Origin of the sequence: Marinobacter sp. 1-4A, assembly GCF_016597725.1 — a bacterium.
Taxonomy (GTDB): Bacteria; Pseudomonadota; Gammaproteobacteria; order Pseudomonadales; family Oleiphilaceae; genus Marinobacter.
Window position 1 is genome coordinate 70,008 of the sequence record NZ_VCGY01000008.1, and the last position, 21,789, is coordinate 91,796.

The following is a 21,789-nucleotide window of genomic DNA, read 5'->3' on the forward strand; positions in this document are numbered from 1 at the left end:
CCTTTAAATCTAGGGTGCGTGCTCTAAACCGGATTGCTACTTTGTGAGTAAGACAGTCCAGAATATCTGATCTGGCTATTTATCCGGAAAAGGAAAGGCTATGAGAAAGCCAACCGAAATGAAACCTGCGTCACGTATCGGGCTCGCGCTCGGCGGTGGCGGTCCATTAGGCGGTATTTATGAAATTGGCGCGCTCCGGGCGCTGGATGAAGCCTTGGATGGGCTGGATTTCAACAACCTTGATGTATACGTGGGTGTTAACTCCGGCTCGTTTGTTGCTGCAAACCTTGCGAACCAGATGACCACCGCGCAATTGTGCCGGATTTTTGTTCGCAATGAGGCCGAGGTTCATCCTTTTCACCCGGATGTCTTCTATCGTCCGGCGCTTAAGGAAATGGCAGGGCGGCTGCTTGCGGTTCCGGGTTTGCTCACAACAGCCGTTCGTCGCTTTGTTACCAATCCCTATGACCAGAGCCTGCTGGAAGCCTTCACCATACTGGCTCAGGCGGCGCCCGCGGGGCTATTTGATAACCAAGGCTTACACGATTACCTCAAGCGGGCTTTTTCTATGCTGGGGCGCTCGAACGACTTCCGGCAGTTGAAGCGTAGCCTGTATATCGTGGCAGCTGACGTTGAGAGCAGCGAGGCGGTGTGCTTTGGTGCTCCCGGGTTTGATCATGTGCCCATATCCAAAGCCATTCAAGCAAGCACGGCGTCTCCGGGCTTGTATGTTCCGGTGGACATAGATGGCCGGTATTATGTAGACGGAACCCTGCGCAAAGGTTTGCATGCGTCGGTTGCGTTTGAAGATGGCGCCGACTTGGTTTTTGCCGTCAACCCTCAGGTGCCCATCGATGCCAGCGCGGCCGTGCGAGCGGGCACCATGGCACCCGGGGATTTAACCCGTTCGGGTATGCCAAACCTGCTGTCGCAGATGTTCCGCACTATGGTTTACTCCCGTATGCAGTCGGGCATTGCTCATTACGCCACGGATTATCCGAACAAGGATATTCTCCTTTTCGAGCCAACCCGGGACGACGCCAAGCTGTTTTTCTCTAACGTATTCAGTTTTCAGTCACGCCGGATGGTATGTGAGCACGCTTATCAAATGACTCGAAGTGATCTGCGTAGCCGCGCTGACGAGCTAGAGCCAAAGCTGGCGAAGTACGGAATAAAGCTAAGGCGGGATCGTTTGGAGGATGAACAGCGAACCATCAGCACCAGCCTTTATGGTGAAATGCTTCCGCTGTATGTGGCAAAGAGCAGAAAGAAAAAAGCAACGGGTAAAGGCAAGTTGGCGACCGGGTTGGAAAACGTCACCCATTTGTTTTCGAAAGCTGAATAAATCCTTGGCTCAGGCGAACAAAGCATGCCTGAGCCAAGGGCTTTCAAACTAGATTGCCGGGTCAAAGAATATAGCGGCTCAGATCTTCGTCTTCCGATAGGTCTCCAAGCTTTTCATTCACGTAATCGGCAGTGACTTCAAAGGCATCGGTTACGCCATCTCCTGCATCAAATGACAGGCTTTCGAGCAGCCGCTCCAATACCGTATGAAGACGCCGGGCACCGATATTCTCTGTGGTCTCGTTTACCTTCCAGGCGATCTCTGCGATGCGAGCAATGGCTTCTTCACTGAAGGTTAGTTTAACCCCTTCCGTATTCATCAGCGCCTCATACTGCTGAACCAGCGATGCATCCGGCTCGGTGAGAATGCGCTTGAAGTCATCCGGGCTCAGTGCCTGCAGTTCGACACGAATCGGTAATCGGCCCTGCAACTCTGGAATCAGGTCCGATGGTTTGGACAGGTGGAAGGCTCCAGAGGCAATAAATAAGATGTGATCGGTGCGAACAGAGCCGTATTTTGTGCTCACCGTGCTGCCTTCAATCAGTGGCAGTAGGTCTCTCTGAACACCTTCCCGGGACACATCGGATGAGGTGTTTTCCGAACGCTTGGCCACTTTGTCAATTTCGTCAAGAAATACAATGCCATTCTGCTCCACGGCAAGAATAGCTTTGTGCTTGATTGATTCTTCATTAACCAGCTTGGCAGCTTCTTCTTCCTTTACCCGCTTCAGGGCATCTGCCACTTTCATCTTGCGAGGCTTGGATTTATCAGCTGCCATGTTAGAGAACATGCTCTGCAACTGATTGGTCATTTCCTCCATGCCCGGGGGAGCCATGATCTCCACGCCAGCGCTTGGGTTGCGGAGGTTAATTTCGATTTCCTTGTCATCAAGTTCACCCTCCCTCAGCTTCTTCCGGAACATTTGCCGGGTGGATGAGTCCTCAGAGGGGGCTTGGCTGTCTTCACTGAAACTTCTAGGGGGCGGCAGTAGGGCATCAAGAATGCGCTCTTCCGCTGCATCTAGCGCTCGCTCTTCGTGGCGCTTCATTTCTTTGACGCGAAGCATTTTGACGGCCATATCCGCTAGATCGCGAATAATTGATTCAACATCGCGCCCTACGTAGCCCACCTCGGTAAATTTGGTAGCCTCCACTTTCAGGAAAGGCGCATCGGCCAGTTTCGCTAGACGGCGGGCAATTTCAGTTTTACCTACGCCAGTTGGGCCAATCATCAGGATGTTTTTGGGTGTGACCTCATCACGAAGAGTGCTGTCCAGTTGCATCCTGCGCCAGCGGTTTCTCAGAGCGATCGCCACGGCTCGCTTGGCCTCTTGCTGACCCACGATGTGTTTGTTGAGTTCGTGAACAATTTCACGGGGAGTCATTGCAGACATGGTTACTCCGGATCAGTCGTTTTGGAGGGTGCTACGTTAGAGAGCAGTTCGATAGTGCGGTTATGATTTGTGTAAATACAGATGTCCGCCGCTATCTCCAGCCCTTTCTCTACAATGTCGTGGGCGGAAAGCTCAGTATTTTCGAGCAATGCTCGAGCGGAGGCCTGTGCGAACGGACCACCTGAGCCAATAGCGATTAGCCCGTGTTCGGGCTCGATCACATCACCATTCCCTGTGATAATCAGAGATGCGGTTTTATCTGCTACTGCCAAAAGCGCTTCCAGCTTGCGCAGTGCTCTGTCTGTACGCCAATCTTTGGCGAGCTCTACGGCTGCTCTTGTGAGGTTACCGTTGTGCTTCTCAAGCTGGGCCTCAAATCGCTCGAATAGAGTAAATGCATCCGCAGTACCACCTGCAAAACCCGCGATAACTTGCCCGTTATAGAGGCGGCGCACCTTGCGGGCGTTGCCTTTCATCATTGTGTTTCCCAGAGAAACCTGGCCGTCGCCACCCATGGCAACTTCGTCGTCGCGTCTGACGGAAAGTATGGTAGTCATTAGGGCTCCAATTGCCTGATAGAAATCGGTATTGGGCAGTTATGGAGGCGGTAACGGAGAATTCAAGAGGCTGTTTTCGTTAGGCGCGAATACAGCTGCGAGGCGGGTTTCAGGCGAGGCTTCCTGAAACCGTGCGGAGCCATGGATGGCGGAGCCGAGCGTACATGGATGTATTCACAGCGTGTTTTAGGAAGCCTCGCCTGAAACCCGCGTACTCCATATCATTCAGGCTCGACCTCAACCCTGCTTAGGAACCTTCCGAATAAGCGGCTGTATGTTAATCGAAACAAGCTTGTCGATAGCCGAACTCATTTGGCTGCGTGATGTGAACGGTCCCACATTTACCCGGTACCAGACCGAGCCACTATCAAGTTCTATGCGCTGCACCCCGGCTCTAAGACCTTGAAAAGCAATCTGTGCGCGCTGACGCTCTGCGTCTTCTTTGCTGCGAAAAGAGCCGGACTGCACCAAATAGTCAAAGTCTTGCTTGGCTGGGCCAGGCGTGTATTCCTCGACTTTTTGTGGGATAACCTCCGATTCCGGAAGCATTTCATAGAATCGGAAGCCAGGTTTTTTTTCTTCCTGTTTAGCGGCCTTGTTTGCCGGAGCTTTTGCTGACTTTTCGGCAGTTGCAGGCTGCCTTGGCCCTTCACTTGGGGGGACCGAGTTCAGGTACACAATAAAACCAATAAAGCCACCCACCGTTGCCAGAGAAAAAATCCACTTCAAAGACAAGCCTCCCCGCTGAGAGTGGGCGGGAGCTGCTGGCTTCGTGCGCTTTTTAGGGGCCCGAGCAGCCTTCGCGGGCTTTTTCTTGGTGGCAGCTGAGGACGCGCCAGAGCGGTTTTTGCGAGCATAGTCTCGGGACATGGTTGTTACTTACATCTCTTCCGGTGCGCTTACGCCCAGCAGGTCAAGCCCATTGGCTATCACTTGTCGCACAGCGAGGTACAGGCTGATGCGGGCATCGCGCAGTGCTGTGTCTTCAATCAGCACCTTATGGGCGTTGTAGTAGGTGTGGAACTGGCCCGCCAGATCCCTCAGGTAGTGTGTGAGGTGATGGGGCTCACGCTGGGTGGCAGAGTTTGTTATCAATTCAGGGTACTTCGCCAGCTGGTTTGCTAGCTCTTTTTCCTCATCCAGCGCCAATAAAGACAGGTCGCCTAGGCATTCATTGAGTCCGCGCTCAACGCCTTCCGCCGCCAACTTCCGTAACACGCTGCATATACGAGCATGGGCATACTGGATGTAGTACACCGGGTTTTCATTGGTCTGTGAGCGGGCTAGGTCGATATCGAAGGTTAGCTGGGAGTCAACGCGTCGTGCCGCCAGAAAGAAGCGGGTAGCATCCCGGCCAACTTCATCGATTAAGTCGCGAATGGTGACATAGCTGCCAGCGCGCTTGGAAATTTTTACTTCCTGTCCGGAACGGGTGACCATCACCATCTGGTGTAGAACGTAATCCGGCCAGCCCTTCGGAATGCCAGCGTTAAGGGCCTGCAACCCGGCGCGAACCCGGGTAACCGTTGAGTGGTGATCGGCTCCCTGTTCATTGATGACGGTAGTAAAGCCGCGCTGCCACTTGTCTAGATGGTAGGCTACGTCGGGCAAAAAGTAGGTGTAGCCACCGTCTTTCTTGCGCATGACCCGGTCTTTGTCATCACCGAATTCTGTGGTTTTCAGCCACAGGGCGCCACCGTCTTCATAGGTGTAGCCGTTGTCCTGAAGGCGCTTGACCGTAGCCTCTACTTTGCCGTCCTGATACAGGGACGACTCCAAAAAATACACATCAAATTCGACCCCAAATGCCTTTAGGTCTAAATCCTGCTCCCGGCGCAGATACGCCACCGCAAATTCCTGAATGGCAGCCTGATCGTCCGGGTTGGCGCTAGCGGTTACTTCTCTGTCGTCAGCGGTAACGGTATCACCTGCCAGATATGCCTTGGCGACATCAGTGATGTAGTCGCCACGATAGCCATCTTCCGGCCAGTTCTCGTCCTCGGGTGTTAGTCCTTTAACGCGAGCTTGCACAGAGAGCGCCAGATTATTGATTTGGGCGCCCGCGTCGTTGTAGTAAAACTCACGGGTAACCTCGTAGCCGTTGGCCTCCAATAGACGGCTTAGGCAATCGCCAATGGCAGCGCCTCGACCGTGGCCTACATGTAGCGGCCCGGTGGGGTTGGCGGACACAAATTCCACCTGAACTTTTTCGCCCTTGCCGCTGTTGTTGCGGCCAAATTCGCCAGCCTCGTCCAAGATTGTATTCACTATCTCGAAGGCGCTGGCGGTACTCATGAAAAAATTGATAAAACCGGGGCCTGCAATTTCGACCTTCGCCACGGCGCTGCTTTCGGGCAGTTTCTCAATAAGCATCTCAGCCAGTTTACGGGGCGAGCACCCCGCCGTTTTTGCAGCAACCAATGCAATGTTGCAGGCGTAGTCACCGTGGGATTTATCTTTGGTGTTGCCTACTTGCGGCGAATAGGTCTGGTCGGCTGGCAGCCTGCCCTCGGATTGAAGAGCGACCAGTGCGGACTGGAGCAGATCGGAAACTGTCTCTTTCATACTTTCAGTTAACTCGATGATTCGGAGTGTTTGGAGACGACGGGCGTCCCGACTGTGGTCTTGGGAGACGTATTATCGGGGAAAGAGGAGGGATTCTCAATGGAGTGGGAAAGCTGGAAAAAACAATGCGAGCCGATTTGGCTCGCATTGTTAAGCAGGTGCTACTTGGTATCGAAGCAGCTTGTGCCTGTGCCATAAAGGCTTGTTTGACCACCTGGGGGATCACCGTCCTGAATGATCAAGTCATCGGCAGCGCAGCTTAGTGAGAAGTCATAATTTTCTATGCTTTCAGTGCCGCCAACTCGCACGGTTGCTGTGATTTGTGTTTCAACCCAGCCGCATACGCTTTGGGGATACTTTATTGAAAACTGACCAGAGCCGTCTGATTGGGTTACCAGCGAGGATACTGTTGTCGTGGCCGGATTAGTGGGTGTAAGTATTCCGTCGCGATTAAAGTCTTCACCTGAGTCTAGTATCCCGTTTTTATTGAGATCCTCGTTTGGACAAAAGCCTGACACTTCGGGTGGGTTCCCTGATGGCACGCTCGTGATGACTCGCCTCCAAAACTTGGAAAAAGTGTCGTCAATCCAGCGCCCTTTGGCGTAGCCCACTGGCAGTACGCTAAGCTCAACGACGGCGCTTTCTACAGGCGCTCCATTTGCATCCGTCACTATGGCAACAAACTCTTTAAGGTAGCTGGCTTCATCTGGCTCTTGAATCGAGTTACCTGTTCCGATTACGACACGTAGGGCTCTTCGGGCTACAGTCATCGAGAGCGTTCCAGCGACGCTGCTGTTGTCAGCTGCTGAGGCTCGGATCACAACTCCGTTCCGCGCACTGATAGATTGCCCTGCTGTATAGGTGGTAGAAACGCGGCCTAGGCTGTCGGTCAATCCGGTGCTCGACGATAAGTTACCGCTACTGCCGTCGGCAATAATCTGAAAGTTGACTAGCTGATTTTTTACCAGATTATTGTTTTGATCTCGAACTACCGCCAGAACTTCGGTGGTCTCACCAAGATCGAGCTGTGTTTTTGTTGCTTGTACGTCAATTGCATTGGCAGTGACGGCCACAAATTCGAAGGTACGCTCAGTGGACAAACCTGAGTCGAGGGTTGTTGCGGTGATTGTTGTAGGGCCTGAGATGTTTGAGCTAATGCGAACGGAAGCCTGACCGTTTGACAAGGTCACCAAGCCATCAGCTGGCTGCAGAGTACCTCGAGTGCTGCTAAAACGAACGGTGCGACCGTCAACAGGTACGTTGTCAGACTCCCAATTCAGCGTAATTGTTTGTGGTGTGTTCAGGTTGATTTCAGTTGCAGCCGCTGGTGATGCGAAGACAAAGGACTCAGGAGAGATGGAGATAGTTTTGGTAGCCTCGACTCTACTTTCGCCAGAGAATGCCGATACGGTTATAACGTCTTCTCCACTAGTCTCAGCGCTCAGTTGAATATCTACAACGCCATCATTTGTTGTGAGATTAGATGATGTGACCGTGCTGGTGTTAGTCGTGACGGTCACGCTCTGGTTGCTTATGCCATCCCCATTGCCGTCACTAAGAGTGATTCTGTAGTTGACAGAGTCCCCCAACGATACGGCGCTGGGGCCTGCGATAGATATGGATGATCCCAAAATGGTGATCTCCACTGAATCGCTTTTGCCACCTGCGCTAACGCTGACAGTGTTCGTTCTGTTCCTTGCATCGTCCGAGGTGCTCAGAATCGCTGTCGCCGTGCCAGACTCGTCTGTAGTGGGGTTGTCCACGCGCAGAGTGCCATTGTTGTTGACCGAAAACTGGACCGGCACACCGGGAAGCAAAATTCCATTGGGATCTTTAACCAAAGCGGTTAAGGTCGATGTGGCTCCTGAGGACGTGCCAATCTGAACCGGGCTTGCCAGAAGCTGAACTGATCCTACGTTGGCTACCTCATCAGGTGTGCCTCCACCATTTCCTGAACCATCACCTCCGGCTAGAGGCGTAGAGCTATCGTCACCACCGCCACAGGCCACCAAAAAAAGTGCAAGCGACAAAGCGAGCACACGCGCAAGGAATTTCCCTGACATTTTATAATCTCCAGTTCTCGTTTACAGCACGTTCCTTTGGCAGTTCGTTTCTCTCTAAAAGAACGGATAAAGAGAGAATCGCAACCTCAGGTTGTTGCTGGCATTTTAAGCGTATCGTAAAAATAATAGCACAGTATCCGCAACGGCAATCCTTTGCAGTACAGTTTTATGCAAAGGAATGTAACAGTTTGAACGCCGAGGACTGGGTCACACTATTTAGCCTGTTTCCTGAGGGTCCACATCAATCATCCATTTTGCGCCTTTGGGGGTTCTTTGCTCTTCGAGAGTTTGGCAAATTCTACTCAATAAACTGTTTAGACGCTTCCGGTTATCTGTATTCAGAACAAGTTGCGCTCGGTGCCTGTCTGCTCGTCGTGCGATGAGCGCGGGCAGAGGCCCCCAAATTTCTATACCGGGCGCCTTTGCGAGGCGCTTTATGCCATCCAATATCTGTAGGCTTTGTTCCATGGTATCCGCCTCGGCCCGGAAGATTGCCATGGCGCGGAAGGGTGGAAACATCCCAGTTTCGCGTTCAGCAAGAAGCTGGTCGGCCATGGCTAGATAGCGGCCATTGCACAGTGCCCTGAGGAGAGGGTGGTCGCTATGGCAGGTTTGTACAACCACTTTGCCAGCTTTCGTTCCGCGCCCGGCTCGACCGCTCACTTGGAGCAATGTTTGTATCAGCTGCTCTGGCGCCCGAAAATCTACGCTGAAAAGTCCGCCATCCGCATTGATTACAACCACCAAAGTTACATCCGGAAAGTCGTGGCCTTTAGCGAGCATCTGGGTGCCAACGAGGATGCAAGGCTCTCCGGTATTCACTTGTTGCAGAATAGTTTGAATGCTGCCCTTTCGCTGGGTGCTGTCGCGATCTACTCGAACGATAGGGGTAGTGGGGAAGTTGGAGGCTAGGATATCCTCAGTTTGCTCTGTGCCTTGGCCGACGGGCTTGAAGGCCTCGCTTTTGCACGCCGGACAAGTCTCCGTTGCTGCTGTTTGATAGTCGCAGTGGTGGCACCGCATGGCTCGGTCGCGCCGATGGTAGGTGAGTCGTGTGTCGCAGCGCGGGCACTCGACCATGTGGCCGCAGTCGAAACACATCATCACAGGAGCAAAGCCGCGACGATTGACGAATACAAGTGCTTGATTGCCTTTTTCTAATGTTTGTTGGAGTGCCTGCAAGGCAGGGCGGGAGAGCCCGCCCTCCAAAGGGCGGCTACGTATGTCCAACAAGCTGATCGATGGAGGTAGCGCTGCACCTGCGCGTTCTTCTAGCCGGATAAGCCGGTATTTGCCATTCAAGGCGTTATGATAGGACTCCAGCGAGGGTGTGGCTGAGCCAAGAATGACCGGACATTGGTTTAAGTGGGCGCGATAGACGGCAACATCCCTACCGGAGTAGCGAAAACCCTCGCCTTGTTTGTATGAGCTGTCGTGTTCTTCGTCGACGATCAGCGTTTTTAGTGCTTTAAATGGAAGTAGAACGGCTGATCGGGTGCCGATCAGTATTATGGGTTCGCCGTTGCGAATTTTAAGCCATACGCTTAGGCGCTCGCTGTCGTTCAGGGCGGAGTGCCATACCAGAATGCGTTCGCCAAAATAGCGTTTGAAGCGGGCAACGGTTTGCGGAGTTAGATTGATTTCGGGAACCAACACCAGCGCTTGCCCATCTGCGGTTAGGTTCTCTTTTAGGTAGTGCAGGTAAATCTCTGTTTTGCCGCTACCGGTTATTCCATATAAGAGGGTGGCGCTGAAGCCGTCATCTGGCGATGGAAGTTGGCAGGCTGCCGCCATTTGTGCCGGAGATAACGTAGGCGCTGTAATCTCTTCTTTATAAAGCTGGCTTTGGGAGCTTATATCTGGGGCTGTTGCAGGTTTGAGCAGGTCTTTATCGTGCAAAGCCTTCAATTGCGCGCGGGTGAAGCCAGCTTTGACGATCTCGCTGCCTTTTACTCCCTGAACATGCAGGCTTACCCAGTCCCACAGGCTTTTTTGCTTATAAGCGGTTGCGGGCAGTATCGCGCCGTTGCCGCAGGCTTGCCATCGATCCTCACTTTTCTCGAGAGCTGGCCTGCCCCGGCGTAGCGCGGGAGGCAGTGCTGTGAACAAACACTCGCCGAGCGGGTGTTGGTAATAGTCGCTCGCCCAGCTCAAGAGTTGGAAGGTTTCGCTCGGCAGAGCTGGCCATTCTTCTAAAACGCTTTGCACGGGTTTGAGTGTAATTCCTTCTGGCGGTGCAACATCTGTTTCCACCACCAAGCCCACTGCCTGCTGGCGCCCGAAAGGAATCTTTACGCGCTGGCCGGGTGCTAGTGTGACGCCCTCTGGCACACTATAGTCAAAGAGCCTTCTTAGTGGCCGATTCAGCGCAATGCGGGCGGTTGATGGCACCGGGTAATCCTTTAATGGTTTATGCGTATGGGGCAGGATTCATGCACCTGCAAAGCTTGCCTGCCAAGATAATTGCAAGTAAGATTCGCGGTCTGTTTGCGGCAGGGCATGGATTGTGCCCCGTCTTCTCCATTGATTCAAACATGCGGTGCCTGACGCCAGAGCTCAAATAAGAGCCCCGCGATCAGGTGGCGGCATGACCCACAGAGGTTCGCCATGAAAGAAGGTATTCACCCCAAGTACGAAGATATCACTGCAACATGCTCCTGCGGTAATGTGATCAAGACCCGCTCTACTATCGGTCACGATCTGCAGCTAGATGTTTGCTCCCAGTGTCACCCGTTTTACACTGGCAAGCAGAAGGTTATGGATACCGGCGGTCGTATCGATAAGTTCCAGAAGCGGTTTGGCGGTCGTATTGCTGGTGGCAAGAAAGACTGATCTTGCCGCAAAGTTGAAAAAAGCGCCTGAGGGCGCTTTTTTCGTTTGTGCTGGAGAAAAATAAGCTCTTAATTTTGATTATACGCAATTCGCCGTATTGACTGATCATAATTTGTTCGGTTTGCCCTTGTCGTTTGAGGGCGGGCGCGCCATAATGTCGCGCTCCTTCAGGCAGGCACTTGCCGTCTGAAGGCTTATTACCTTTAAACGTGACAAACGGAACAGTGGCAATGTCTCAAGATCTGAAAGAAGCAGCCCTTGAATATCACGCCAAGCCGCGGCCTGGAAAGATTAGTGTGGAAATCTCCAAGCCGACTGCGACCGCCCGCGACCTCGCTTTGGCATATAGCCCGGGTGTTGCCGAGCCGGTTCGTGAGATCGCGAAGGACCCGGAGAACGCATACAAGTACACTGCCAAGGGCAACCTTGTGGCGGTTATCTCCGACGGTACTGCGATCCTTGGTCTGGGTAATCTAGGTCCGCTGGCAAGCAAGCCGGTAATGGAAGGCAAGGGCGTACTGTTCAAGCGCTTTGCTGGGATTGACGTGTTTGATATCGAGGTCAATTCCGAAAGCCCGCAGGCGTTCATTGAAACTGTTGAACGTATTGCTGACACCTTTGGCGGCATCAACCTTGAAGATATCAAGGCGCCAGAATGTTTCGAAATCGAGCGCGCGCTGATCGAGAAGTGCAATGTGCCCATCTTCCACGATGACCAGCACGGCACAGCAATTGTTACAGCGGCGGGCATGATCAATGCTCTTGAACTTCAGGGCAAAAAGATTGAAGACGCGAAAGTGGTTTGCCTGGGAGCTGGCGCCGCTGCAATCGCATGTATGAAGTTGTTGATCAGTTGCGGTATGAGCTCTGAAAACATCTTCATGCTTGACCGTAAGGGTGTGATCCACTCCGGTCGCGATGATCTTAATCAGTACAAAGCGATGTTTGCCAACGATACTGACAAGCGCACTCTGGACGAAGCAATTGACGGTGCTGATGTATTCCTCGGACTGTCAGGTCCGGATCTGCTAAGTGCTGATCAGCTAAAGAAGATGGCGCCTAACCCGGTTGTGTTTGCATGCTCCAACCCGGATCCGGAAATTGACCCGGCGGTTGCGCATTCGGTTCGTGATGATTTGATTATGGCTACTGGCCGCTCTGACTATCCGAACCAGGTTAACAATGTTCTTGGCTTCCCGTTCATCTTCCGTGGTGCGCTCGACGTTCGCGCGACCTGCATTAACGAAGAGATGAAAGTGGCTGCAGTAAATGCAATCCGCGAGTTGGCCAAAGAGCCTGTGCCGCAGGAAATCTGCGAAGCTTACGGTGCCGACAGCTTTGAGTTTGGTAAAGAGTACATCATTCCCAAGCCCATGGATGTTCGTTTGCTGGAAGTTGTTCCAGCGGCAGTGGCTCGTGCTGCTGTGGATTCCGGTGTTGCCGGTAAAGGCTACCCGGAGCACTACCCGCTGAAGAGCATGGATGACATCATCTAACTGATGGCGTTATGAGCTCACAAAAAAAACCGGCGGTGATCCTGCCGGTTTTTTTGTGGGTGCTTGTTTTGGTGTTTGGTGTTCAGAATATTTGGCGTGAGAGGTCATCTCCGTTACCGTGAGTGCCGTTTGATCTCTCATTTTCTTCTGCCAGAGGTGCAGGTGCATCTTCCTCTTTGAATATCTCGAAGCTGCCATCCTCACCCGGTCTTGCGCGCCTTCCGGTTTCCGGGTTGATTCGAATATTAACGATACCGTTCGGGCGTGGCATGAAAGCAGATGGCTCACCCTCTAGAGCTACTTTCATATAGTCTATCCAGATGGGTAGTGCGGTGCTTGCGCCGAACTCTCTGCGGCCCAGTGGGGCGGGTTGATCAAAGCCTACCCATACCGTCGTGGCAATGTTGTGGTTGAATCCGGCAAACCAGGTGTCTCTTTGTTCGTTCGTTGTGCCTGTCTTGCCTGCGATATCATCCCGCCCCAGCGCCAGAGCGCGGCGGCCGGTGCCCCGTTTCACAACGTCCCTAAGCATTGAGTGCAGGATATAAACTGAACGCTCGTCCGCCAGTCGCCGCATAACCCGCGTTTCAGGAGTGTTCTCTGTTGTTAGTGCGGGTGTGTCTTCGTCTGCAATCGCATCGTCGTTAGCGGTTTCGGTCTTAGTTTCAATGTCGTTGGTATCGCAGTCGCGATCGCAAAGAAGAACAGTTGGAGCCCGATATATTTCCTCGCCATTTACATCTGTAATGCTTTCGATCAGGTAGGGTTCAACGTCGTATCCGCCATTTGCAATGACAGCGAGCCCTCTAGCCAGCTCCATGGGTGAGAGTTGTCCGCTGCCCAAGGAGAGGGAAAGATCTTTGGGCATATTCTCTGTCGGGACCTTGAGTTGTTTAAGGTAGTTCAGAGTGTTGGGGATGCCGAGATCCCTTAAGAGCCGGATGGAGACAAGGTTGCGTGAGCGATACAGAGCCTCGCGAAGCGGCGTAGGGCCGTAAAATTGGCCCGAGGAATTTTGTGGGCGCCAGGCGGTTTCGAGCTCTGAATCGTCAAAAACGATCGGGGCGTCGTTGTAGATGGTTGCCGGTGTCATGCCGCTTTCCAGTGCGGTCAAATACAGAAACGGCTTAAAGGTAGAGCCGGGTTGCCGTTTGGCTTGTATGGCTCGGTTGTATTTGCTCTGGCCAAAGCTGTAACCGCCAGCAAGAGCTTGAATGGCACCGGTTTTTGCTTCTAGAGAAATCAGTGCGCCCTCGGCTTTGGGAGCTTGCATGAGAGACACTTTCACCGGTTGGTCAATGTCGTTGGCTGGTGGGGTCTCTGAAGGTTCGCCGTCCTCGGCCAAGGTTGGGGCTTTTGGCAGTTGCTCGACCCGAACGTAGACAACATCACCAACGTTGACAACGTCTGAAGGTTTTTCAGGCTTCGGGCCTGTCAAATTTTCCGTTTTATAACGCCGTGCCCACTGCATAGATTCAAATGGCATTACTGCCGATCCAAAGCGGCGGACATAGGCGCGCGCTTCGTTATCCTTATCATTAACTGCCGTAATAACCGCAGGCATCAAGGACTCTATTCGTGGATAGTTCAACATTGCGCCGGACAGGTCTCCATCAGCCAGAGTTTCATCGTCAATTTTGCCTATGGCCCCCCTGAACCCATGTCTGCGATCGTAGGCTTCTAAGCCGTCCCTGAGTGCGTCGGTTGCTGTTTGCTGCTCTTTGCTGTCTACCGTCAGGGTAACGGTGTAGCCATCGGTGTAAGCTTCTTCTCCGAAGCGTCTGACCATTTCTGCTCTGGCCATTTCCGCAACGTAGTCCGCATCTACCTCCGCTTCTGTGGCATTGTATGTGGCGGTAAGCGGTGCCTGAATGGCAAGGTCATAGGCGTCTGGAGTAATGTACTGGAGCTCCTTCATTCGGCCCAGAATCCAGTCCCTGCGCTGCATTGCGCGCTGAGGGTTGGCGAGAGGGTTGTAGGCAGACGGAGCCTTGGGTAGGCCTGCCAGCATGGCCATTTGAGCGAGGGAGAGTTCGCTAACCGGTTTGTTGTAATAAACCTTAGCTGCAGCAGCGATGCCGTAAGCGCGATTGCCTAAATAGATTTTGTTTAGGTACAGCTCAAGAATTCGGCTTTTCTCCAGTTCACGCTCTATCTGAACTGCAAGAAGTATCTCGTTGAACTTGCGAATAAAGGTCCGATCACGTGACAAAAAGTAATTTTTTGCAACCTGCATTGTGATGGTGCTGCCGCCAGATTGGATCGAACCGGTAGAGACCAGTTCGATTGCAGCCCGCACCAGGCCTTTGATGTCGACCCCGAAGTGCTCGTAAAATCGCGAGTCTTCTGCCGCCAAAAAGGCTTGTAACTGAACTGTTGGGATCTGTTCGATTGTGATCGGTGCCCTTCTCTTTTCACCGAATTCTGCTATTAATCTGTTGTCTTTGCTGTACACCCGCAGCGGCGTCTGGAGTTTTATCTCCAAAAGTTGCTCGACTGGGGGGAGGCCGGGACGAAGGTAAAGATAGAAGCCTGAGCCTAGGATAACGGCGACACTCATTCCGGTGAGAAATAACCAGGCAAAAAGGCGAGATGTACGCAACAAATGGGACATTTTTTCTGACAACTGTTGGATATAGGTCTATCATTTGAGAAATTGCTTTAGGAAGGATGAGTCGCTTCACCGTTGCAATTGTTCCCAGCTGAATGAGAGCGGGTATTGTAAACGGAATAATGAAGAAATTCTCTTAAATAAAAAACACATAACACATGTAACCGGGTGCATCTAACCAGGTATAGGGTGAGCGCGTGTTCGGATTGTTCGGAAAGAAATCCAGTGCAGTATTAGGTGTCGACGTGAGCTCCAGCTCCGTCAAACTCCTTGAGCTGTCGAAGCAGGGCGACCGCTACAAGGTCGAGAGCTATGCCGTTGAGCCATTGCCGGCTAACGCAGTCGTGGAAAAAAATATCACGGATGTCGAGGCTGTCGGTGAGGTTCTCAAACGGGTAGCTTCCAAGTCCCGGACCAGCGTTAAGCAGGTGGCGGTGGCGGTGTCGGGCTCAGCGGTGATAACGAAACTCATCCAGATGGATGGGGGTCTCAACGAATTCGAGATGGAAGACCAGATTGCCTTGGAGGCAGATCAGTACATTCCTTATCCGCTCGACGAGGTAGCGATTGATTTCGAGGTGCAAGGTCCTTCGGAAACGAACCCGGATCAAGTGGATGTTCTTTTGGCAGCTTGCCGCAAAGAAAATGTAGACATCCGTGAAGATGCACTTGAGATAGCCTCGCTCAACACGAAGATTGTGGATGTTGAAGCCTACGCACTTGAGCGTGCCTATGCTTTGATTGAATCCCAGCTTGATCACCAAGGCGAAGACTTGGTCGTCGCCATTGTTGACATTGGCGCCACCATGACCACATTGAGCGTTTTGGCTGACGGCAAGACCGTTTATACGCGTGAGCAAATTTTTGGAGGCAAACAGCTTACCGAAGAAATACAGCGCCGCTACGGACTTTCGGTTGAAGAAGCTGGGCTTGCCAAGAAGCAGGGCGGTCTGCCGGACGACTACGATTCCGAAGTGCTTACACCCTTCCGGGAGGCGGTCGTTCAGCAGGTAGCGCGCGCCCTTCAGTTCTTCTTCGGAGCTAGCCAGTACAATGCGGTGGATTATGTGGTGCTCGCTGGCGGCACGGCTTCGATTCAAGGACTGACAGAAATGGTGGAAGAGAAAACAGGCACACCAACACTGGTCGCGAATCCCTTTGCAGAAATGGCCGTTGGCTCGCGGGTCAATGCATCGGCGCTGAGCAATGATGCTCCTTCGCTGATGATTGCCTGTGGCCTGGCAATGAGGAGCTTCGACTAATGGCAAGAATTAACCTCAGGCCTTGGCGCGAAGAGCTCCGGGCAGAGAAGCAAAAGCAATTTGTTGTAATGGTGCTGGGGACCGCTATTATCGCCGCCGGTCTCACATTCCTGTGGAGTTCGGATCTTGATAGCAGTATTGCGTACCAACAGTCTCGGAATGCTTATATCGAATCCGCTACCAAGAAGCTAGATGAGCAGATTCGCGAGATTGATAGCCTCAAGCGCAAGCGTGACGAGTTGTTGGCCCGAATGAAAGTTATTCAGGATTTGCAAGGTAAGCGTCCGGTTATCGTCCGTGCCTTTGATGAATTGGTTCGTACCTTGCCTGATGGCCTCTACTACACGGATTTGAAGAGATCTGGAGATCAGGTGAGCATTGTGGGTATGGCTGAATCCAACAGTCGCGTTTCAACTCTGATGCGTCAGTTTGATGAGTCCGATTGGTTCACAAGCCCGAACCTGTCTAACGTGTCTTCAGCGGATGGCCAGCGCGCGGGCTACAGCGAGTTCACTATGACTGTGAAGCAACAAACACCTGAGCCTGAAGGGGAGGATAAACAATGAGCCTCTCGGACTCCCTAAAAAGCCTTAATGAGTTTGATATCAATGATCTTGATATCAATAACGCGGGCATTTGGCCTGCACCGATCAAGGCGATTGTTGTTCTGATTGTTTTTGGCCTGATAATGGGTGGCGGGTACTGGTTTTTTATCAAGGACCAATACGTCCAGCTCGATAGGGTCGAAAAGACAGAGCAGGATTTACGCAAAAAGTATGAAGAGAAAGCTTATCAGGTAGCCAATCTGGAGGTTTTCAAAACGCAGATGGTTGAAATGGAAGAGACATTCGGCGCGCTTGTGCGGCAGTTGCCAAGCGAAACCGAAGTGCCCGGCCTTCTGGAGGATATTACCAACACCGCTTTAGGTAGCGGCCTTGCTCTCCAGGAAGTAAAGCTTCAGCCAGAGCAGAAGCGAGACTTCTACTCAGAATTGCCGATCAATATCCGGGTTACAGGCTCATACCATGAGCTGGCCTCGTTTGTTAGCAGCGTAGCGAGCTTGCCGAGGATTGTGACCTTGCATGACTTAACTATTAAACCAACTGGCGGAGACAACGAGCGACTTGATATGCAGGTTGTTGCTCGTACCTACCGCTACCGGGCTGGAGAATGAGCATGGCAGCAAAGCATGCGGGAAAAGCCTGGCTGGGTGTGTGTCTGGTATCACTGTTAACAGCCTGCTCCCAGGGCAGTGGTTTTTCTGATCTGGACAAGTTCATGGCGGACACCCGAGCCAAGCCTCGGGGACACGTAGAGCCATTGCCGGAGTTCAATGCGTACGAGGCGTTTAGTTACTCTGCAGCTGATAGGCGGGCTCCGTTTGAACCGCCGATGGATGTTCAGCTTACGATGATTGACGAAAAACCAATCAGCGACATTGAGCCCGACCTAGATCGCCCTAAAGAGGTGCTCGAAAACTTTGATCTCAAGGATCTGGGTATGGTGGGTACGCTTCAGGGCGAAAAAGGAAACCTGTTTGCACTGATTCGGGATAATGCGGGTGGCATACACAGGGTCCGCACCGGGAATTTCATGGGGCAGAACTACGGCCGTGTTATAGGCGTTAGTGAAACCCGTATAGAGCTTATCGAAATCGTTCCCAATGGCCGGGGTGGCTGGGTAGAGCGTCCTCGCTCTCTTACACTGGACGAAGATGCGGGTTAAGGAGCGGTTGGATGAAAATTGAAAGAAAAATGCATGTACAAAAAAGTTCGGGGTCGAGGCTAGCGATGTTCAGAAAACTCAATGTATACGTCAGCGTAATTGCTTTTGGGTTGTTATCCGGCCTGGCCAGTGCGGTCACGCTGGAAGACGTGTCGTTTTCGTCGCTACCGGGAGAGCGTCTGGAAGTGACACTTAAATTCGATGGTGAGCCGCCCGAACCGTCGGGTTACACCATTGAGCGTCCGGCGCGGATAGCGGTGGATTTGGCTGACACGACCAGCGGGTTGAATACTCGGAGCGTTCCGCTCGGCTCAGGCAATGCCCAAAGCATGACAGTCGTCGAAACAAAGGACCGGACTCGCCTGATTTTTAATTTGGTTGAGCTTGCTCCCTACGAGACAGTTCGGAACAACAACTCGCTAGTGATGACAATCGGCGGCGGAGCAGGCTCAGGCTCGGTTGCTGCCAGTCCTTCCGGAACGACCACTGTGTCGAAGTCAGCGTCTGCTCCAGACACGCTGGCTGGTGTTGACTTCCGCCGGGGCAATAAGGGTGAAGGTCGAGTTATTGTAGACCTTGGAAGCCCGCGAACACCGGTAGACTTGTCAGAATTGGGCGGCAAAATTCGCCTTACAATGAATGGCATTGCAGTGCCGGCAGACCTGCGTCGTCGTTTGGATGTGACCGACTTTGCAACACCTGTCAGCCGCATTGATACGTTCGTGCAAGATGGCAATGCCGTGGTTGAGATTCGGCCTGAAGGGAATTACGACTACATTGCGTACCAGTCCGGTAGCCAGTTTACTGTTAGCGTTGAAAAGCTCAGTGAAGAGGAGGCAGAATCCCGCCGCGAGGAGAAGTTCCCATATTCCGGAGAGAAGCTTTCCCTCAACTTCCAAGATATTGAAGTACGCTCCGTACTGCAGTTGATAGCGGACTTTACGGGCTTGAACCTGGTTGCCAGTGATACTGTCGGCGGTAGCATCACTTTGCGCCTCCAGAACGTTCCATGGGATCAAGCGCTTGAGCTTATCCTGAAGACGAAAGGTTTGGATAAGCGCCAGATTGGTAACGTGTTGTTGGTCGCTCCAGCAGATGAAATTGCTGCGCGCGAGAAACTTGAACTTGAAACCACCAAACAAATTGCTGAGTTGGCTCCCGTTCGCCTAGATATAGTGCAAGTAAACTATGCCAAGGCTGCTGATATCGTAGCGCTGATCGAGGCCGACAAGGAGCTGATTTCCGATCGCGGTTTCGTTTCCTCCGATTTGCGTACCAACACGATCAGTGTGCGCGAGACAACGGGCAAACTGGAAGAAATCCGCCGCCTCGTATCCACCTGGGACGTTCCTGTACGACAGGTTTCAATCGAAGCTCGTATCGTGCGTGCTCAGAACAATGTATCTGAAAGCCTTGGTGTTCGTTGGGGTGGTGCGGCATACAACGTGAGTGGAAATAACATCGTTTCCGTAGGCGGTTCTCTTGGGACGGTCGGTGAAGCGAGAGACGCTGCCGCTGGTGGCTCTGCGGGCATTTCTTTCCCGGGAGCGCTCGCAGTGGATCTCGGCGTTAGCGATGAAGGCGCATCCTCGTTTGCCATTGGTTTTGGCAGCGATGATTTCTTGGTAGATCTTGAGCTATCTGCGCTTGAGAGTGACGGCAAGGCCGAGATTGTGTCTCAGCCCCGTGTAGTGACAGCTGATCGCCAGACTGCTTCAATCAAATCGGGTCAGGAAATTCCTTATCAGGAAGCTGCAAGCAGCGGTGCGACTAGCGTATCTTTTAAGGAGGCTGTGCTATCGCTTGAAGTGACGCCGCAGATAACGCCAGATGACAAGATTATTATGGATCTTGTGGTAAATCAGGACTCTCGTGGTGAGGAGACGACTGCCGGACCTGCTATCAATACCAATTCTGTAACGACACAGGTGCTGGTGGCGAATGGTGAAACCGTTGTGCTGGGTGGTATTTTTGAGTCTACCAATATAACTCAGACTACTAAGACTCCGTTTCTTGGCGATATTCCCTATCTGGGACGCCTGTTTAAGCGCTCTGAGGTCGTGGAGCTTCGCAGTGAGCTATTGATCTTCATCACACCGAAGATCATTAAGAACGACCTGATCCAGTAGTAGGTGTCAGGAAAAAAGCCGCCGCGATTAACCGGCGGCTTTTTTGTGTCTGTATCGTTTGTTGTATCAACGCTGAAGCTTATGCAATCTTCGGCCCTGTGATATTCTCACCCGCCTGAATACTATTGAGCGGAAGTTATGTCTTTGCCCAAACGCGTAGTTCTGGTTGGCCCCATGGGCGCAGGTAAAAGTACGATTGGTCGGATGCTTGCCCGGGAGTTGGGGTATAGGTTTCTGGATTCTGACCGGATCATTGAAGAGCGTTGTGGTGCAAACATTCCCTGGATATTCGACGTAGAGGGCGAGGAAGGGTTCCGGCAGCGTGAAACAGCGATGTTGGACGAGCTGTCCACTGAGCCTGAAACTGTTTTGGCAACCGGTGGTGGCGCGGTCATGCGTACTGAAAATCACGCGCTTTTAAAGAAACATTCGGTGGTCGTTTACCTGAGAACATCCATAGAGCAGCAGGTAGAGCGTACCCGGAAAGACCGGAACCGCCCCCTGCTCCAGAACGATGACCCAGAAGGCGTCTTACGGCGGCTGTTTGCCGTTCGAGATCCCCTGTATACCGAGCTTGCCGATATTATCATGCATACAGACCGCAAGAGCCCACGACTTGTAGTGCGCCAACTGGTTAATCGCATAAACCCCAAAACACCGAGACAACAAAGACAAGTACGAAAGGACGGGCGCAACCATGTATAAACTGCTTCACACACTCCAGGTTGAGTTGGGCGAGCGCAGTTACCCCATTGTGATCGGCGAGGGTGTGCTCGGTGAATATGAGCTCTCAAATTACGTTCGCGGCTCACAGGTAATGATTGTGACCAACGATGTGGTTGCGCCATTGTATCTGGAGCAAGCAAAAGCTTGCTTTCCCGACAAGACGGTTGATGTAGTCGTACTCCCCGACGGCGAAAAGCACAAGGATTGGCAAACACTGAACCTGATTTTTGATGCTTTGCTGGAGAAACAGCATACCCGAAAATCCACTCTCGTTGCTTTGGGCGGGGGTGTTGTTGGCGATATGACGGGGTTTGCTGCTGCTTCCTACCAGCGTGGCGTGCCGTTCATACAAATTCCGACGACGCTTTTGTCACAAGTTGACTCGTCTGTGGGCGGAAAAACCGGCATTAACCACCCGCTCGGGAAAAACATGGTTGGCGCCTTCCATCAGCCAGAAGCCGTTTTAATTGATACGAATACGCTTCACAGTTTGCCACCGAGAGAGATATCTGCGGGGCTCGCAGAGGTCATCAAGTACGGCTTGATTCGTGATACAGCTTTTCTTGATTGGCTGGAACAGGCAATGGATAAACTTGTGGGTTTTGATAGCGAAGCCTTGGCTGAAGCCATATTCCGTTCGTGCGCCTGCAAGGCAGATGTTGTCGCTCAAGATGAGAAGGAAAACGGGCTCAGGGCAACGCTGAACCTGGGGCATACATTTGGCCACGCTATCGAAACCTTCGCTGGTTATGGCAACTGGCTTCATGGAGAGGCCGTTGGTACCGGGATGATGATGGCGGCCGATTTGTCCGCTCGGGAAGGCTGGATAAGTTCGGCCGATTACGACCGTATCCTGCACATTATTCGCAAGGCCAACTTGCCAGAGTCGCCTCCGGCTAACATGACACCTGCGGATTTTATGAGCCTGATGGCTGTCGACAAGAAGAATGTCGATGGCTTGCTAAGGCTTGTGTTGCTTCGGGCCGTGGGTAAAGCAGAAGTAACATCCCGAGCAACTGAGGAAAATCTCTCGGCAACGCTCAGCGCATTTTGCCACCAGAAAACCTGAGCAGGACGTGCAACAT

17 protein-coding genes are annotated in these 21,789 nt (G+C 52.5%); 10 read left to right on the plus strand and 7 right to left on the minus strand.

Features of this window, described 5'->3' with window-relative positions:
• Positions 1-100 precede the first annotated feature (100 nt).
• Positions 101-1,345: a patatin-like phospholipase family protein gene (locus FE845_RS15615; RefSeq protein ID WP_200366670.1), complete on the plus strand. Its 1,245-nt coding sequence runs from the start codon at positions 101-103 to the stop codon at positions 1,343-1,345.
• A 61-nt stretch (positions 1,346-1,406) separates the two neighbouring features.
• Here the strand turns inward: FE845_RS15615 and hslU are convergent, their stop codons facing one another.
• The 6 genes from hslU to FE845_RS15645 form a co-directional block, all read right to left on the minus strand.
• The gene (gene hslU, locus FE845_RS15620; protein WP_200366672.1) at positions 1,407-2,738 is read right to left on the minus strand and encodes an ATP-dependent protease ATPase subunit HslU; all 1,332 of its coding nucleotides are present in this window, start codon (positions 2,736-2,738) and stop codon (positions 1,407-1,409) included.
• Between the two features lie 2 nt (positions 2,739-2,740).
• The gene (gene hslV, locus FE845_RS15625; RefSeq protein ID WP_200366674.1) at positions 2,741-3,295 is read right to left on the minus strand and encodes an ATP-dependent protease subunit HslV; all 555 of its coding nucleotides are present in this window, start codon (positions 3,293-3,295) and stop codon (positions 2,741-2,743) included.
• 237 nt (positions 3,296-3,532) lie between these two features.
• A complete protein-coding gene (locus tag FE845_RS15630; protein WP_200366676.1) occupies positions 3,533-4,165 on the minus strand; it encodes an SPOR domain-containing protein in 633 nt (210 codons plus the stop codon).
• Positions 4,166-4,174: 9 nt separating this feature from the next.
• Positions 4,175-5,860, minus strand: a complete 1,686-nt coding sequence (gene argS / locus FE845_RS15635; protein ID WP_200366678.1) for an arginine--tRNA ligase — start codon at positions 5,858-5,860, stop codon at positions 4,175-4,177.
• Between the two features lie 161 nt (positions 5,861-6,021).
• Positions 6,022-7,923, minus strand: a complete 1,902-nt coding sequence (locus FE845_RS15640; protein ID WP_200366681.1) for an Ig-like domain-containing protein — start codon at positions 7,921-7,923, stop codon at positions 6,022-6,024.
• Between the two features lie 216 nt (positions 7,924-8,139).
• On the minus strand, positions 8,140-10,314 hold the full coding sequence (locus FE845_RS15645) for a primosomal protein N' (protein ID WP_200366683.1): 2,175 nt from the start codon (positions 10,312-10,314) through the stop codon (positions 8,140-8,142).
• 216 nt (positions 10,315-10,530) lie between these two features.
• On the opposite strand from FE845_RS15645, the gene rpmE reads away from it, so the two are divergent.
• A complete protein-coding gene (gene rpmE / locus FE845_RS15650; protein WP_200366696.1) occupies positions 10,531-10,755 on the plus strand; it encodes a 50S ribosomal protein L31 in 225 nt (74 codons plus the stop codon).
• A 230-nt stretch (positions 10,756-10,985) separates the two neighbouring features.
• Complete coding sequence (locus tag FE845_RS15655) at positions 10,986-12,251, plus strand: malic enzyme-like NAD(P)-binding protein (protein ID WP_200366698.1); 1,266 nt, start codon at positions 10,986-10,988, stop codon at positions 12,249-12,251.
• A gap of 82 nt (positions 12,252-12,333) precedes the next feature.
• Here FE845_RS15655 and FE845_RS15660 read toward each other — a convergent pair whose 3' ends face one another.
• Positions 12,334-14,865, minus strand: a complete 2,532-nt coding sequence (locus FE845_RS15660) for a penicillin-binding protein 1A (protein WP_200366700.1) — start codon at positions 14,863-14,865, stop codon at positions 12,334-12,336.
• A gap of 194 nt (positions 14,866-15,059) precedes the next feature.
• Here FE845_RS15660 and FE845_RS15665 point away from each other — a divergent pair, with 194 nt between their 5' ends.
• The 7 genes from FE845_RS15665 to aroB all read left to right on the plus strand — a co-directional run bounded on the left by FE845_RS15665 (position 15,060) and on the right by aroB (position 21,773).
• The gene (locus FE845_RS15665; protein WP_200366702.1) at positions 15,060-16,124 is read left to right on the plus strand and encodes a pilus assembly protein PilM; all 1,065 of its coding nucleotides are present in this window, start codon (positions 15,060-15,062) and stop codon (positions 16,122-16,124) included.
• Positions 16,124-16,690 carry a PilN domain-containing protein gene (locus FE845_RS15670; protein ID WP_200366704.1) on the plus strand — a complete coding sequence of 189 codons (567 nt, stop codon included), beginning with the start codon at positions 16,124-16,126 and terminating at the stop codon, positions 16,688-16,690. The genes FE845_RS15665 and FE845_RS15670 overlap by 1 nt, the downstream gene beginning before the upstream one ends.
• On the plus strand, positions 16,687-17,298 hold the full coding sequence (locus FE845_RS15675) for a type 4a pilus biogenesis protein PilO (RefSeq protein WP_200366706.1): 612 nt from the start codon (positions 16,687-16,689) through the stop codon (positions 17,296-17,298). The genes FE845_RS15670 and FE845_RS15675 overlap by 4 nt, the downstream gene beginning before the upstream one ends.
• A 2-nt stretch (positions 17,299-17,300) precedes the next feature.
• Entirely contained in the window at positions 17,301-17,849 is a 549-nt protein-coding gene (locus FE845_RS15680) for a pilus assembly protein PilP (RefSeq protein ID WP_200366709.1), read from the plus strand.
• Positions 17,850-17,914: 65 nt separating this feature from the next.
• Complete coding sequence (gene pilQ, locus FE845_RS15685) at positions 17,915-19,978, plus strand: type IV pilus secretin PilQ (protein ID WP_200366711.1); 2,064 nt, start codon at positions 17,915-17,917, stop codon at positions 19,976-19,978.
• Between the two features lie 138 nt (positions 19,979-20,116).
• On the plus strand, positions 20,117-20,683 hold the full coding sequence (aroK, locus tag FE845_RS15690; protein ID WP_200366720.1) for a shikimate kinase AroK: 567 nt from the start codon (positions 20,117-20,119) through the stop codon (positions 20,681-20,683).
• Positions 20,676-21,773, plus strand: a complete 1,098-nt coding sequence (aroB, locus tag FE845_RS15695; protein ID WP_200366722.1) for a 3-dehydroquinate synthase — start codon at positions 20,676-20,678, stop codon at positions 21,771-21,773. The genes aroK and aroB overlap by 8 nt, the downstream gene beginning before the upstream one ends.
• Positions 21,774-21,789 lie beyond the last annotated feature (16 nt).

Coding starts and splice junctions, on each gene's coding strand:
- hslV (WP_200366674.1), bottom strand. CDS start 3,295: ATGACTACCATACTTTCCGTCAGACGCGACGACGAAGTTGCCATGGGT.
- rpmE (WP_200366696.1), top strand. CDS start 10,531: ATGAAAGAAGGTATTCACCCCAAGTACGAAGATATCACTGCAACATGC.
- FE845_RS15675 (WP_200366706.1), top strand. CDS start 16,687: ATGAGCCTCTCGGACTCCCTAAAAAGCCTTAATGAGTTTGATATCAAT.
- argS (WP_200366678.1), bottom strand. CDS start 5,860: ATGAAAGAGACAGTTTCCGATCTGCTCCAGTCCGCACTGGTCGCTCTT.
- pilQ (WP_200366711.1), top strand. CDS start 17,915: ATGTTCAGAAAACTCAATGTATACGTCAGCGTAATTGCTTTTGGGTTG.
- aroK (WP_200366720.1), top strand. CDS start 20,117: ATGTCTTTGCCCAAACGCGTAGTTCTGGTTGGCCCCATGGGCGCAGGT.
- FE845_RS15615 (WP_200366670.1), top strand. CDS start 101: ATGAGAAAGCCAACCGAAATGAAACCTGCGTCACGTATCGGGCTCGCG.
- FE845_RS15630 (WP_200366676.1), bottom strand. CDS start 4,165: ATGTCCCGAGACTATGCTCGCAAAAACCGCTCTGGCGCGTCCTCAGCT.
- FE845_RS15680 (WP_200366709.1), top strand. CDS start 17,301: ATGGCAGCAAAGCATGCGGGAAAAGCCTGGCTGGGTGTGTGTCTGGTA.
- FE845_RS15660 (WP_200366700.1), bottom strand. CDS start 14,865: ATGTCCCATTTGTTGCGTACATCTCGCCTTTTTGCCTGGTTATTTCTC.
- FE845_RS15670 (WP_200366704.1), top strand. CDS start 16,124: ATGGCAAGAATTAACCTCAGGCCTTGGCGCGAAGAGCTCCGGGCAGAG.
- aroB (WP_200366722.1), top strand. CDS start 20,676: ATGTATAAACTGCTTCACACACTCCAGGTTGAGTTGGGCGAGCGCAGT.
- FE845_RS15655 (WP_200366698.1), top strand. CDS start 10,986: ATGTCTCAAGATCTGAAAGAAGCAGCCCTTGAATATCACGCCAAGCCG.
- hslU (WP_200366672.1), bottom strand. CDS start 2,738: ATGTCTGCAATGACTCCCCGTGAAATTGTTCACGAACTCAACAAACAC.
- FE845_RS15640 (WP_200366681.1), bottom strand. CDS start 7,923: ATGTCAGGGAAATTCCTTGCGCGTGTGCTCGCTTTGTCGCTTGCACTT.